Genomic DNA, 13,583 nt, shown 5'->3' on the forward strand with positions numbered 1-13,583 from the left:
CATTCGCAGGGATCCTGCCCCGTTTTCCACATACGGGGCAGGGTCCCTGTACTCGTTGGCGGGCACACGCCAAGATGTAGTAATGAATTCCGCCTCCGCCACCAGCGCAGCTGACCCGCCTCCCCCAGCATTCGTTCCAAACCCGGACGCAGTGCTGATGCCGGGGACACCGTTCACTTCTGCGGAACTTCAGTCCATGGCTAACGACGGCGTCCTGCAGGCGCTTTACGGGATGAGTTACGTTTCTGCCGCTCTGCCTAAGGCTGCTCGCCTACGTGCCCGTTCGGCCAGCCTGCAAGTGCCAGAACGCGTGCGCCAAAAGGTAGTAGCCGGCCGAATGACAGCTGCGTGGATTCACGGGTGTGCTGATGTTCCAGAGCGGCTAACACTCCTTGTAGACGCCAACCGGAGGCTCTCTAGTCTGCGTCCACACCTTCGCTGCAACCTCCACGAAGTTCATCTGGGGCAAATGGATGTTCAGAGCTTGGGCGGGCTGATGGTCACAAGCCCACTGCGAACAGCAGTTGATCTGGCCATGCACGTCCGGGCAGAGGACAGTCTCCCTGCCCTGCGATTGTTCTTGGACAACCCAGAATTTGGACTAAGCCAACGATTGCTGGTGAGCGCTGTCTCTGCCACACCGCGTGTGCCCAACAAACTCAAGGCCCTCCAAGCACTCTGGTACCTCGAAAATGAAACCGAGCCCTTCACCGCGAAGAAACTGCACCATTGCCAGTCGGTTTAACGCCGCCGATTTCCAGTGGTGCGGTAGACATCAAACACACCGTCGATCCGGCGCACTGCGCTAAGCACGTGGCTGAGGTACTTAGGATCTCCCATTTCAAAGGCGAACTTGGAAATCGCAACACGCTCGGTAGAAGTATGGACACTAGCCGCCAGGATATTCACATGGTTCTCGGAGAGAACGCGTGTTACATCGGAAAGAAGGCTCTTACGGTCCAAGGCTTCAACTTGAATCTCCACCAGAAACACACTCGATTGGGTGGGTGCCCACTCAACTTCCACAATGCGGTCCGGCTGCTCACGCAAACCTGAGACGTTAGTGCAATCAGTGCGGTGCACAGAGACACCCGAGCCACGAGTCACAAAACCCAAGATGGGATCCGGCGGAACGGGGGTGCAACAACGTGCCAGTTTGACCCACACATCGTCCACACCGCGGACCACCACGCCGGAGTCTGAGACGCGCGCCCTGGCTTTGTGGACCGGGACTGTCATCTCCACGAGGTCATCGTCTGGGCTCTCGTGACCACCAAGATTGTCCAGGATCTTTTCAACCACAGACTGGGCTGAAGTGTGCCCGTCGCCCACGCCTGCGTAGAGACCGGAAATGTCTACGTACTTGTAGTCTTCGGCTACTGCCATCAGCGCGTCGTGTGTCATGAGCTTTTGAAGCGGCAGGTTTTGTTTGCGCAAAGCGCGGGTCAGGAGATCCTTGCCCTTTTCAATGGCTTCTTCACGGCGTTCTTTGCTGAACCACTGACGGATCTTGTTTCGTGCCCGTGCACTCTTAACAAAGTTCTGCCAATCCTGGCTGGGCCCGGCGCCTTCTGCCTTGGAGGTGAAGATCTCTACCCAGTCGCCTTGGTTGAGTTCACTGTTGAGCGGCACCAATTTGCCGTTGACGCGCGCACCAATGGTGCGGTGACCAACATCGGTGTGCACGGCATAGGCAAAGTCCACGGGCGTTGAACCAGCCGGCAAAGCCATCACTTCACCCTTGGGGGTGAAAACAAATACTTCTTGAGTTTTGATCTCAAAACGCAGCGAATCGAGGAACTCGCCGGGATCCGAGGTTTCTTCTTGCCAGTCAACTAGGGACCGCAACCAGCCCATGTCGCCGTCGCGCGGACTACCAGGGCCTTGGGCCGTTCGGTTGGGCTGGTCTTTGTACTTCCAGTGGGCCGCCACACCGTACTCGGCGCGGCGGTGCATCTCATGAGTTCGGATCTGGATCTCAACGGGTTTACCACCCGGCCCAATCACCGTGGTGTGAAGTGACTGGTACATGTTGAACTTGGGCATGGCGATGTAGTCTTTGAACCGCCCAGGCAAGGGATTCCAACGCGAGTGCATGGCGCCCAAGGCCGCGTAACAGTCTCGAACGGTATCCACCAAGACGCGGATACCCATCAAATCATTGATGTCATCAAATTCTTTGTCCCGCACAATCATCTTTTGGTAGATCGAATAGTAGTGCTTGGGACGGCCGCTGATGGTGGCCTTGATTTTGGACTGTCGCAGATCCTCGGTGATCTGGTTGCGGATAACCGCAATGTTCTTTTCGCGTTCCGGGGTCCGGTCCCCCACCATGCGCACAATTTCCTCGTACACACGCGGGTACAGAGCTGCGAAGGACAAGTCTTCGAGTTCCCACTTGATGGTGTTCATACCCAGGCGATGTGCCAGAGGTGCAAAGATCTCAAGAGTTTCGCGGGCTTTCTTCGCTGAAGACTCGGCCGAAACAAAACGCCATGTGCGGGCGTTGTGGAGGCGGTCGGCAAGCTTGATCATCAGCACACGAATGTCTTTGGCCATGGCCACAACCATTTTTCGCACAGTCTCGGACTGGGCAGCATCACCAAAGGTGACCTTGTCTAACTTGGTGACCCCGTCCACGAGCATGGCAACTTCAGGACCAAAGTCCTTCGTCAGCTGCTCAAGGGAGTAGTCCGTGTCCTCCACCGTGTCATGCAATAGGGCTGCTGCCAGAGTAGTGCCGGTCATACCCAGTTCAGCGAGGATTGTTGCCACCGCCACCGGGTGAGTGATGTACGGGTCCCCACTCTTGCGCTTTTGGCCTTGATGTTGGCGCTCAGCCACCAAGAACGCGCGCTGGAGTTGTTCTAGGTCCTCTTTGGGGTTGTTGGCCCGCACAATACGCAGGAGTGGTTCCAGAATGGGCGAATAGCCCACCGCTCCCCTGCCCGTAAGTCTTGCCAAGCGAGAGCGGGTACGTTCGCGGCGGCCCGGGAAAGTTGGGCGCATACCGGATCTATCCACGGCTACACCTATGCTTGTGGGCGCAGCGGCAGCGGCGTTTGCTGCGGCATTCGCCGTAGCCTCGCCCGCACTGGAACTAGCACTCTGCCCAGGCGTACGGGACGTGCCCGCACCGCTGTCCTGAGCTGCCGCCGTCGTACTATCTTTCACAGTTGAGCCCTCCGCGCCTGACTTAATTTACCCAGTCTATTCCGCAATAGGGACTAGTGCAGAATGAAGACACCAAAGGGGCCGGTGACTGAGATCTTACCCAGTCACCGGCCCCTTCTGCGCCTGTTCTAAAACGTGTCCAACTACACCGTTGCAGCTTCTGATTCGCGGCGAGCCTCAACCTTGTTCGCCTGCTTGACGAGTTCCGGTTCACCCTCGCGCAGCCACGCGTAGAGCGGGGCGGCGATGAAGATAGTGGCCAAGGTACCGATGAAGATGCCCACAAACAGCGCCAAGGACAGGTCGCGCAGGGTTCCAGCACCCAAGAGCCCGGCACCGATGAACAAAATCGCACCCACCGGAAGGATTGCCACCATCATGGTGTTGATGGAGCGCACCAGGGTTTGGTTGACGGCCAAGTTCACTTCTTCGCCAAAACTACGGCGCGTGGATGTGGAAATGTGTGCGGTGTTCTCGCGAATCTTGTCGAAGACCACCACTGTGTCATAGAGCGAGTAGCTGAGAACCGTCAGAAATCCGATGATTGCCGAGGGAGTCACCTCAAAATCACTCAAGGCGTACACGCCGGCTGTGATGAACATCGTTACCAGCATGCCCGCCAGAGCGGAGACGGACATCTTCCACGTACGGAAGTACAAAGCCATCAGCACGGCGGCGAGCACCACAAAGACCACCAAACCAAGGAGTGCCTGTTGGGTGACGTCCTGACCCCAGGTGGGGCCAACAAAGCTTGAAGTGACTTCGTTTTGGGTCACACCGTAGGCCTTGGCCAAAGAAGCTTTCAGATCCACTGTCTGTTCAGCAGTGAGCTTGTCCGTCTGAATGCGCATGGTGTTGCCAGCAACATTGGCAACACGCGGTACGGAACCGGACACCACATCATGAACCGCTTTTTCGCCCAAGAGAGAGTCGGTGGTTTTGACCTGGGAAACCGTGAATTCGGATCCACCGCGGAACTCGATGCCAAGGTTAAAACCACCCTTGAGGATCGGGACCAAGATGGAGATGAGAACCAGCACCGCTGCGATCGCGAACCAGATCTTTTTGGAATTCACAAAGTTGTAAGAGCGCTTTCCGGTGTAGAGCTCGTTACCGAAGGTTGAAAAGAAGCTAGACATTACTCGCCATCCTTCGCAGTGTTCTTAGCGGAACCGGAAAGCTGGTTCTGCCGTTCGGCCAAGCGTCGCTCGGCAATGGTCATGCGTCGCTCAGCCTCAGCTGCAGCTCCAGCGTTCTTGGGGCGTACGACGGCGGGACGATCGCCCGGTTCGCGTAGCCGGCCAGCGCCACGGTACAGCGGCACAGCGCCCAAACGTTCCGGGTCAAGTCCCGAGAAGCGGTGGCCCTCGCCGAAGAACTTGGTGCGAGCCAAGAGCTGCAGTGTGGGGTGCGTGAACATAAAGACCACCAAGAGGTCAGCCAGTGCTGTCAGACCCAAAGTGAAGGCGAAGCCTCGGACGCTACCTACAGCCACAAAGTAGAGGACCACGGCTGCCAGAAGGTTCACTGCTTTGGACGCTAGAACCGTACGCTTGGCACGCTTCCAACCATTTTCAACGGCGGACACTAGTCCGCGGCCCTCGCGTAGCTCATCACGAATACGCTCGAAGTAGACAATAAACGAGTCAGCTGTCTGCCCGATCGCCACGATGATACCGGCCACACCAGCCAATGACAGACGGTAGTTTTCCGTCCAGCCCAGAATCGCGATAGCGAGGTAGGTGAGGACACCAGCCACCACAAGGGAGGCAATAGTGACAAGACCAAGAGCACGGTACTGGAAGAGAGAGTAAACAACCACCAGCAGCAAACCGATCAAACCGGCCAAGAGACCCATCTTAAGTTGCTCGCCACCAAGGGTTGCCGATATCTGCTGATCAGACTGGATCTCGAAACTGATCGGCAAAGCACCGAACTTCAGCTGATCCGAAAGTGCCTTAGCGGAAGCCTCTGTGAAGTTACCGGTGATCTGCGGCTTGCCGTCGGTGATAACAGCCAAAGAACGCGGGGCAGAGATGACCTTGTCATCGAGAACAATCGCGAACTGAGAACGCGGATCTGTTCCTTGCTCGCCACCAGCAGCAATGTAGAACTGGTTCAAGCGCTGAGTAACTTCTTTGAACTTAGCGGTACCTTCAGCGTTGAACTGAATGTTGACGGCCCAGTCATTAGTCACTGCACCTTGGCGTCCCTGCTGGAGTTGGAACGATGAACCGGAAATATCCTGGCCCTTCACTTCAACCGGTCCAAGGATGTACTTGATCGCAGGTGTGGTAGCCGTTGCTACTTCACAGGTGACTAGTGGTTTGGCCGGATCTGACCGGGCAGCCTTTTGGGCTCCGGTCAGGGTGGAGCAATCCAATGCCTCGAACTGCTTATAAACGTCTGCTGTCACCCAGTTCTGATCGCTGCCATTGGTGGGCTTGGCAGTTGGCTGGGGCAGCTTATCTGCGGCCGTGCGTGAAGCAGCAGGCACAGCTGCCCCGTCGCCGCTCTGAATGACGGGACGGAAGTTCATGTCGGCAGAAGCCTGAATCAAGGCACGAGTCTCGGCGCTGGGAGTGCCGGGAAGGCTCACTACAACATTGCGGCCAGACTGCGTGCTAATTTCAGCCTCGGAAACACCTGAACCGTCAACGCGTTGGCGGATGATTTCCACCGCTTGGTTCAGTTGTTCCTCGTTGACTGATCCGCCGCCCTCTACCCGCGGTGCCAGGATCATCTGGGTTCCGCCTTCAAGGTCCAAAGCGAGCTTGGGCTGCCACGTGGCTTTGTTAGTAACCACACCGCCGGTCAACACCGCCGCGAGGGCCAACAAGATAACGCCCAGCCACAGCAGCGTGCGCCGCGCGGGGTTCTTCGGGCCTTTTCGTGCCATCATCGATCTTTCTTTTGGGTGCCGTCAGAGCGGCAGGATACTCAGAGAATCTTGGACCCATGGAAATTCGACGGCGCGTTCTCGCACCGCCGAATTCCGATCCAGATTGCTGGGTTGACTACTTGTCCTTGTTGCCTTGCTCGTTGAGACGGTTGAGGGTTTCCTCAGGCGTTTCATTGGCAACCGGCGCATCTGCAACGGGGCCCTTGTTCAGGGTTGCATCGTTAGCAGTGGTGTTTTCCTCGGCGACAACCTCATCGGCGGTCAGCGAGGAAGCGTCGTTGGGAACAGCGGCGGTTTCCGGCTCAACAATCTTGGTAACGGCCTGACGGTGAACGGTGGCTAGGTTACCGGGGGAAAGTTCCAGCACTACCTTGTTGTTCTCTTCGTCCATGGACACGATGGTGCCGTAGAGACCAAAGCTAGTCATAACGTCCACACCCGGGGCGAACTGGGACTGAAGAGTCTGTTGAGCCTGCTGCGCCTTCTTATTGCGGCGGAACATCATAAAGATGAACACGGCGAAGATGACAAAAAGCAAGATGGTGGTGATATCCACAGGGAAAATTCCGTTCTTAGATGCAATTCGGTGGTGATACTACCCGTAGATTCCAATGGATCGCAGGTCAAACGGCCGGACAACGAGGCGAAAACGTGCCGAGCGTCATATCAGTCTAAGCGGAAACCCCGTACACAAGGAGTTCCAACAACCCCTAGCCGCGTCGAAATGTCTGGCTATCACCGTAAGCAATGGGTGTCTGCGGCTCGATTGAGCCCTCGGCAGAATCCTCGAACACTTCGCCAAAGAGCTCTGCTTGACGTGCCGCCGAACCAGCCTGGCCAAAACTGCCTTCGGGGGCAGTGAGACCTAGGTGTTCCCACGCGGCCGCCATAGCTATACGACCCCGAGGGGTTCTCCCGAGGAGTCCTTCGCGCACCAAAAATGGTTCGGCCACGGTTTCTACAGTTTCGGGTTCTTCACCAATGGCGATGGCGAGCGTGGACAGGCCCACTGGACCGCCACCAAATTTGTGAACCAGAGCTTCTAGGACTGCACGGTCCAGACGGTCCAACCCCTTGTGGTCCACTTCGTACATGTCCAACGCGGCAGAGGCCGTGCGGGCATCGATCTGCTCGATTCCGTGAACCAACGCCCAGTCACGGACACGGCGCAAGAGCCGGTTCGCGATACGCGGTGTACCACGTGAGCGGCCCGCAATCTGGGAAAAGCCAGCGGAGTTCACCTTCAGGTCCAGCAAACCAGCTGAACGGCGCAAGACCAGTTCCAGTTCTTCCACCGCATAGAACTCCAAGTGCCCGGTAAACCCGAAACGGTCGCGGAGAGGGCCAGGCAGCAAACCGGCGCGCGTAGTTGCACCCACCAGAGTGAAGGGCGGCAGTTCTAGTGGGATGGCCGTTGCGCCTGCGCCTTTGCCCACCACAATGTCCACCCGGAAATCTTCCATGGCCATGTACAGCATTTCCTCGGCCGGACGGGACATCCGGTGGATTTCATCGAGAAACAGCACTTCGCCATCGGAGAGCGAAGACAGAATGGCTGCTAAGTCGCCCGCGTGTTGAATCGCTGGACCACTACTGATGCGCAGTGGGGCATTCATTTCGGCAGCAATGATCATAGCCAGAGTGGTTTTACCTAAGCCTGGCGGGCCGGAAAGCAAGACATGATCAGCGCTGCGCCCACGCATACGGGAGGCTTGCAGGACCAAGTCCAGTTGTTTGCGGACACGATGCTGGCCCACAAAGTCATCAAGGTTTTTGGGCCGAAGAGCTGCCTCAATGAGCCGCTCCTCCGGTTCCTCTCCCCCGTTCATCAGGGACGGTTCACTCACGAGTGCCTACCCCTGCCTTGCCGCAGGTGCGCGGCTTGAGGTTCGGGCGCCATCTTGACCCAACCAACGCAAGGTGGCTCGCAAAATTTCGGCAACATTGCCGCCCTCTGCGATCTCGGGGGAATCCGCCATCGCCTTGTCCACACTGGCGCCAGCATCCTTTTCCGACCAGCCAAGCGATGCCATGGCGGCCACAACTTTGGGTTTCCACAGCGCTTCGCCCACAACGGCAGGCGTTGCTGGGGCGCTGGCCGGCGTGCCGTGAGGGACAAGCTTTCCAGCCAGTTCCAGCACAATCCTGCCGGCGACTTTGGGCCCGATGCCAGGAACTTTGGTAAAGGCTTTGCCGTCACCAGAATGGGCAGCCACCCGAATGGTCTCTGGATCGTGAACGGCGAGCACTGCCAACGCCAAGCGCGGCCCCACACCGCTAACGGTGAGGAGAATATCGAAAACTTCGCGTTCGTCGTCGTCCTTAAACCCGAACAGCGTCAGTGAATCCTCGCGGACAATCATCGACGTGAACAGCTTGGCTTCCTCGCCCACCCGCAAGGTCCCAAGGGTTTGCGGGGTGGCGTTCACTGACATACCCGCACCGTTGAGATCGATGACCGCAGTGGACAAACCAAGGTGCGCCACGGGGCCGCGTAGAAAACTGATCACGAGTTTCTCCTGAACTGCTATCCGAACATATCTACGAATAGCGTAGCGTGCGGCCCTGACAGAAAGAGCCATTCAGTGTTTGCGGCGTGCCTTAGCTTCGGCCTCAGCCCAAGCCCGCTGGGCTGGTGTGAGCGAGTCACTGCCGGGTCCCGTCGTCGAAATCGCTGCGCCGCTTCCAGCCCGCCAAGCGTGCGTAATCGCCAAGGCTAAGGCGTCAGCAGCGTCAGCTGGACGCGGCGAATTTTCCAGCCGCAGGATCTTGGTGACCAGTTTGGTGACGGCTTCTTTATTGGAAGTACCGCTACCGGTCACAGCAGCTTTAACTTCCGACGGCGTATGGAGAGCCACCGGGATACCACGACGCGCCGCCGCCGCAATCACCACGCCTGACGCCTGGGCCACACCCATCACAGTGCTCACGTTGAGTTGGGAGAACACTCGCTCCACGGCAAGGACATCGGGCTGGTAGCGGTCTAACCACTCATCAATGGCGTTGGCAATCACGAGCAATCGCTGATCCAACGTCTGGTCAGGCGTGGAGCCAACAACTCCCACGTCCACCATGGTTGCGCGGCGGTTACGTTCGACATCCACCACGCCCAAACCGCAACGAGTAAGGCCCGGGTCAACTCCCAAAACGCGCAGGGTCAACTCCGGGCCTCCTCAAATTGTTTGCGATTAGTGCACTGTGTTAAGTCCTACTCCGCTTCGAGGGCGGCCTGAACTTCTTCGCTCAAATCGGCGTTGGTGTAGACGTTCTGAACGTCATCCAACTCCTCGAGAGCATCAACGAGCTTCATAAACTTCTTGGCACCCTCAACGTCCAAAGGAACTTCCATGGACGGAACAAACTCGGCTTCATCGGTGTCATACTCGATGCCAGCTTCTTTGAGTGCGTCACGGATAGCCTGCAGGTCCTGCGGCTCGGAGAGGATTTCCCAGGTGTCGCCGTCGTCTTTAACTTCCTCGGCACCTGCGTCCAAAACAGCCATCAGAACGTCGTCTTCACTCAGACCGTTCTTCTGCAGCGCTACAACACCCTTGCGGCTGAAGAGGTAGCTGACCGAGCCGGGATCTGCGATGGTTCCGCCGTTGCGGGAAATGGCCAAGCGAACCTCAGAGGCTGCACGGTTCTTGTTATCGGTAAGGCACTCAATCAACAGTGCAGAACCCTGCGGGCCGCGGCATTCGTACATAATCTCGGTGTAGTCAACAACCTCACCGGTGAGGCCAGCGCCGCGCTTGATGGCGCGGTCAATATTGTCAGCGGGCACCGAAGTCTTTTTTGCCTTGGTCACGGCAAGTTCCAAACCAGGGTTACCGGAGAGGTCCGGGCCGCCCATACGTGCAGCAACTTCAATGTTCTTGATCAGCTTGGCAAAGGACTTCGCGCGGCGGCTATCGAGGATGGCCTTCTTGTGCTTAGTGGTTGCCCATTTGGAGTGGCCTGACATGCTTTACGCTTCTCCTCTGATCATGCGAATAAAAAGTTCGTGGACGCGCAACTCCCCCGTCACTTCCGGGTGGAAGGAGGTAGCCAGCAATTGGCCGGAGCGCACTGCCACAATTCTAGCCTTTCCATGCAAAGTCTCCGTGTGTGCGGCGTTTCGCGGTTCAACTTGGGCCAAGATTTCTACCCCGTCGCCCACACGTTCCACCCAAGGCCCACGGATAAATACTGCATGGACTTTCTCTACCTCGGGGTTGCCGTTACGGCCAGCGCTGAATTCAAGACCAGCGAAGTCTAGGTCCGTTTCAAAGGACTCGCGTTGGCGGCCAAAGGCGTTGCGCCGGACCGTAATATCCAGTCCACCAAAGCTGCCTTGTGGGACACCTTTAAGGTCAGTGGTGGGATCAGCGATCTCATCTGCCAACAAAATCATGCCCGCGCACGAGCCGTAGACCGGTAGCCCCTCACGGATCCGTTCCTTGATGGGCTCAGCCAGATCAAAGATCCTAGCGAGTTTGTCAATGGTGGTGGATTCCCCGCCCGGGATGATCAGCCCGTCAACGCTGGCCAGTTCGCTGGGCCGGCGGACACCAATGGCTCTGGCGCCGGAACGCTCTACGGCCTGGATGTGTTCACGAACATCGCCTTGGAGGGCAAGAACTCCAACATGTGGATCAGCAGTGTGTGCAACTTTCACCTGAACATTCTAGGCGTGTGGTGCGCCCCGGAGCTGCGGAGCACTGAACCCAGTAGCATTGACAAGGATTCAAAAGACGAGCGAAGAGGTAGGCACTATGTGCGGAATCGCCGGTTACCACGGTTTTGGTGAAGATGAAGCGATGTTGCGGGTTATGAATGACTGCATCGAGCACCGCGGCCCCGACGGCGAGGGCTACTTCACCGAAGGCAACGTGGGTTTGGCCCACCGCAGGCTCTCGATTATCGACGTCGCGCACGGCCAAGAGCCGATGATTAGCGCCGATGGCGACACCGTTTTGGTGTACAACGGCGAGGTGTACAACTACCAAGAGTTGCGCGCCGAGCTCGAGGCTTTGGGCCGTTCCTTCCGTACTCAATCGGACACTGAAGTGGTGCTGCAGTCCTATGAGCAGTGGGGCACTGAAGCGTTTGACCGCTTTAACGGTATGTTCGCTTTCGCCATCCTGGACAAGAAAAAGAACGTCACCGTTCTGGCACGCGACCACTTTGGTATCAAACCTCTGTACTGGGCTAACGCCGGAACCGATGCAGCGCCCAAGATCATTTTTGCCTCAGAAATCAAGCCGATTCTTCAGACCGGCAAGGTGGCCCGCAAAGCCAACGAGCGCATTTTGTACCGCTACTTGCAGTACCGCATCCACGATGACTCTTCAGAGACCTTCTTTGACGGCGTCTCCAAGTTGCAGCCCGGCGAGATGATGCACATCAACAATGAGACTGGCACCTTCCAGATCAGCTCATTTACCCGCCTGCGTGAAGAACTCGAAGAGCTCTCCACGGTCAACCGCGAATACACCCCGGCTGTGACCGAGGAGTACCGTCAGCGTTTCACCGAGGCCATTCGCCTGCGCCTGAAATCTGAAGTTCCTGTGGGCTCGGCCCTCTCCGGTGGTTTGGACTCTTCGGCGGTGGTGGTCACCATCAACAAGCTGATGCAGGAGAACGCCGAGTCAACCTCTTCGATTGGTGCAAAGCAGAACACCTTCAGTGCTGTTTTCCCCAATTCGATCAACGACGAAGAGCACTACGCTGACGCAGCTATTGCCAAGTGCAGCGGCAACATCCAAGCCCACAAGATCCTTCCCAAGGCAGAGAATTTTGCTGCCGACTTGGATGACTTTGTGCGGACCATGGAAGAGCCCATCATTTCCTCCGGCCCCTACGCGCAGTACTGCGTGATGAAGGAAGCCTCCAAGCACGTCACTGTGTTGTTGGATGGCCAGGGTGCTGACGAGATGATGGCCGGCTACATTCCGTATTACTTCGCTTACTTGCGCCAGCTCAAGGCCAAGGGTGACTACAAAACCTTCCTGAAAGAAGCCACGTCCTCGCTGGACATCTTCTACCGCTTGGGCCGTTTCCGCCTACAGTCCAAGCTCACCGCCAAAAAGACTGTGGCCATGAGCTCGCTGCTGAACAAGTCCTTCACCGGCCAGTACAAGGGCGAGTCTTTCAGCAACATTGCTGACAACATGAAGCTGCGCCTGATTGACGATTTGTTCCACAAGTCCTTGCCGTCGCTGCTGCGCTACGAGGACAAAAACACCATGCGCTTCTCCCTGGAGGGCCGTGTGCCGTTCTTGGACAAGGAAGTGGTGAAGTTCCTGTTCAGCCTTTCCGATGAAGCGATCATCAAGGGTGGTTGGAACAAGCGAATTCTCCGGGACGCAACGCGTGGTCTGTTGCCTGAGAAGATCAGCAACCGCCGCAACAAGATCGGTTTCACCACCCCCGAGGCGGAGTGGTTCAAGCTGATGAAGGAGCGGATTTACCAGGTCTTTATGTCTAATTCCTTCGCTGAGCGTCCGTATTGGAACCGCGAAGCAGTTCTGACGGCTTTTGAGGAATACCTCAATGACAAAAACGACGCCGACACCATGATTTTCTGGCGTCTGCTTAACGTTGAGTTGTGGTTCCGTGAGTTCATTGATCAGAACGAAACCCCGGCTGACGTTAAGGAAAACAAGAGCGACTACGAACCGAACCCGGGCAAGAACCTGGACATCACGGTTCCGGCTGAGGCTGGTGGGGCAACCTTCCGCCGCTACCCGCTTCAGACTGGTGTTTTCAAGCGTGAAACGGATCTGGATCCCGAGGTTTTGGGTTACGTTCAGCGCTTCTTCAGCGGCCTGGCGGAGGCAGACGAGGCGACTCGAACCGCCGTCGCACAGCAGCCTTGGTACCTACTCGTGAGCGAAAAGATCGTAGCTATCACTCAGGGCCGTTCCTTCCCGGTCTGGGAGATCAATGTTTCCCCCGCAGCCCGTGTACTCAGCAAGTTTGTGAAGCGGACCCCGGCAGGGATCGGTTTGGGCAGCCCGTGGTCCATGCAGATCGCCATCAACGAGGTGGGTTTGCCGCTGATTGTCAAAGCTGCTGCTGCCAGTGTTGTGGGCAAGTTCCAGGGCAAGAGCGGCGTATTCTACAACGTGGTGGGTAACAACATCAACGCCATCGACGGCGCCACCCCCTACTCCTTGGGATCTTCGGCTAACTCGGTGAAGTTGGCTCCCAAGGATCCGGAGCTGGTGGCTCAGCGCTTGAGCAAGCTGATTCGCGCGAGCGTCCCGACCGAGTTCGCTGCAACCTTCGCTGGCACTGCAATCATGGATGCCAACGATCTCGGTGTAGTTGCCATGGGTCATGACACTGACTTGCCCAAGGAAACCATCCAGGCGATCTTCAAGGACAACCCGCAGGGTCAGGGCGCGCAGGCCACCCCGATGTCTTTGGTCTTCAAACAGAGCTAATTACGCCGAACTAGCTCGCGTTTGTGGCTCTACCCAGCTTAGGGTGGAGCCACAAACGCGAGCTTTTTTGTTTACTG

At 57.2% G+C, this 13,583-nt stretch carries 11 protein-coding genes; 2 read left to right on the plus strand and 9 right to left on the minus strand.

Annotated features, from left to right (window positions below):
• Nucleotides 1-82: 82 nt before the first annotated feature.
• Nucleotides 83-745 (plus strand): type IV toxin-antitoxin system AbiEi family antitoxin, encoded by a 663-nt coding sequence (locus ACQQCD_RS04660; protein ID WP_430267239.1) that lies wholly within the window; start codon nt 83-85, stop codon nt 743-745.
• Here ACQQCD_RS04660 and ACQQCD_RS04665 read toward each other — a convergent pair.
• The 9 genes from ACQQCD_RS04665 to pdxT all read right to left on the minus strand — a co-directional run bounded on the left by ACQQCD_RS04665 (nt 742) and on the right by pdxT (nt 10,733).
• Nucleotides 742-3,009, minus strand: a complete 2,268-nt coding sequence (locus ACQQCD_RS04665) for a RelA/SpoT family protein (protein WP_430267291.1) — start codon at nt 3,007-3,009, stop codon at nt 742-744. The two genes, ACQQCD_RS04660 and ACQQCD_RS04665, sit on opposite strands and share 4 nt — an antisense overlap.
• 308 nt (nt 3,010-3,317) lie before the next feature.
• Nucleotides 3,318-4,313: a protein translocase subunit SecF gene (gene secF, locus ACQQCD_RS04670; RefSeq protein ID WP_430267240.1), complete on the minus strand. Its 996-nt coding sequence runs from the start codon at nt 4,311-4,313 to the stop codon at nt 3,318-3,320.
• Entirely contained in the window at nt 4,313-6,073 is a 1,761-nt protein-coding gene (gene secD, locus ACQQCD_RS04675; protein ID WP_430267292.1) for a protein translocase subunit SecD, read from the minus strand. The genes secF and secD overlap by 1 nt, the downstream gene beginning before the upstream one ends.
• A gap of 118 nt (nt 6,074-6,191) precedes the next feature.
• Nucleotides 6,192-6,581: a preprotein translocase subunit YajC gene (locus tag ACQQCD_RS04680; protein ID WP_430267293.1), complete on the minus strand. Its 390-nt coding sequence runs from the start codon at nt 6,579-6,581 to the stop codon at nt 6,192-6,194.
• Between the two features lie 205 nt (nt 6,582-6,786).
• Nucleotides 6,787-7,923 (minus strand): Holliday junction branch migration DNA helicase RuvB, encoded by a 1,137-nt coding sequence (ruvB, locus tag ACQQCD_RS04685; RefSeq protein ID WP_430267241.1) that lies wholly within the window; start codon nt 7,921-7,923, stop codon nt 6,787-6,789.
• 6 nt (nt 7,924-7,929) lie between these two features.
• Complete coding sequence (gene ruvA, locus ACQQCD_RS04690) at nt 7,930-8,586, minus strand: Holliday junction branch migration protein RuvA (protein ID WP_430267242.1); 657 nt, start codon at nt 8,584-8,586, stop codon at nt 7,930-7,932.
• 72 nt (nt 8,587-8,658) lie between these two features.
• Complete coding sequence (gene ruvC / locus ACQQCD_RS04695; RefSeq protein WP_430267243.1) at nt 8,659-9,237, minus strand: crossover junction endodeoxyribonuclease RuvC; 579 nt, start codon at nt 9,235-9,237, stop codon at nt 8,659-8,661.
• A gap of 47 nt (nt 9,238-9,284) precedes the next feature.
• A complete protein-coding gene (locus tag ACQQCD_RS04700; RefSeq protein ID WP_430267244.1) occupies nt 9,285-10,040 on the minus strand; it encodes a YebC/PmpR family DNA-binding transcriptional regulator in 756 nt (251 codons plus the stop codon).
• A gap of 3 nt (nt 10,041-10,043) precedes the next feature.
• Complete coding sequence (gene pdxT, locus ACQQCD_RS04705; protein ID WP_430267245.1) at nt 10,044-10,733, minus strand: pyridoxal 5'-phosphate synthase glutaminase subunit PdxT; 690 nt, start codon at nt 10,731-10,733, stop codon at nt 10,044-10,046.
• A 97-nt stretch (nt 10,734-10,830) separates the two neighbouring features.
• On the opposite strand from pdxT, the gene asnB reads away from it, so the two are divergent.
• Nucleotides 10,831-13,506, plus strand: a complete 2,676-nt coding sequence (gene asnB, locus ACQQCD_RS04710) for an asparagine synthase (glutamine-hydrolyzing) (protein ID WP_430267246.1) — start codon at nt 10,831-10,833, stop codon at nt 13,504-13,506.
• Nucleotides 13,507-13,583 lie beyond the last annotated feature (77 nt).

It is taken from the genome of Pseudarthrobacter sp. J1763, from assembly GCF_050490295.1.
Classification (GTDB): Bacteria; Actinomycetota; Actinomycetes; order Actinomycetales; family Micrococcaceae; genus JBNPEO01.

Coding starts and splice junctions, on each gene's coding strand:
- ACQQCD_RS04660 (WP_430267239.1), top strand. CDS start 83: ATGAATTCCGCCTCCGCCACCAGCGCAGCTGACCCGCCTCCCCCAGCA.
- ACQQCD_RS04665 (WP_430267291.1), bottom strand. CDS start 3,009: ATGCGCCCAACTTTCCCGGGCCGCCGCGAACGTACCCGCTCTCGCTTG.
- secF (WP_430267240.1), bottom strand. CDS start 4,313: ATGTCTAGCTTCTTTTCAACCTTCGGTAACGAGCTCTACACCGGAAAG.
- secD (WP_430267292.1), bottom strand. CDS start 6,073: ATGGCACGAAAAGGCCCGAAGAACCCCGCGCGGCGCACGCTGCTGTGG.
- ACQQCD_RS04680 (WP_430267293.1), bottom strand. CDS start 6,581: ATGATGTTCCGCCGCAATAAGAAGGCGCAGCAGGCTCAACAGACTCTT.
- ACQQCD_RS04700 (WP_430267244.1), bottom strand. CDS start 10,040: ATGTCAGGCCACTCCAAATGGGCAACCACTAAGCACAAGAAGGCCATC.
- asnB (WP_430267246.1), top strand. CDS start 10,831: ATGTGCGGAATCGCCGGTTACCACGGTTTTGGTGAAGATGAAGCGATG.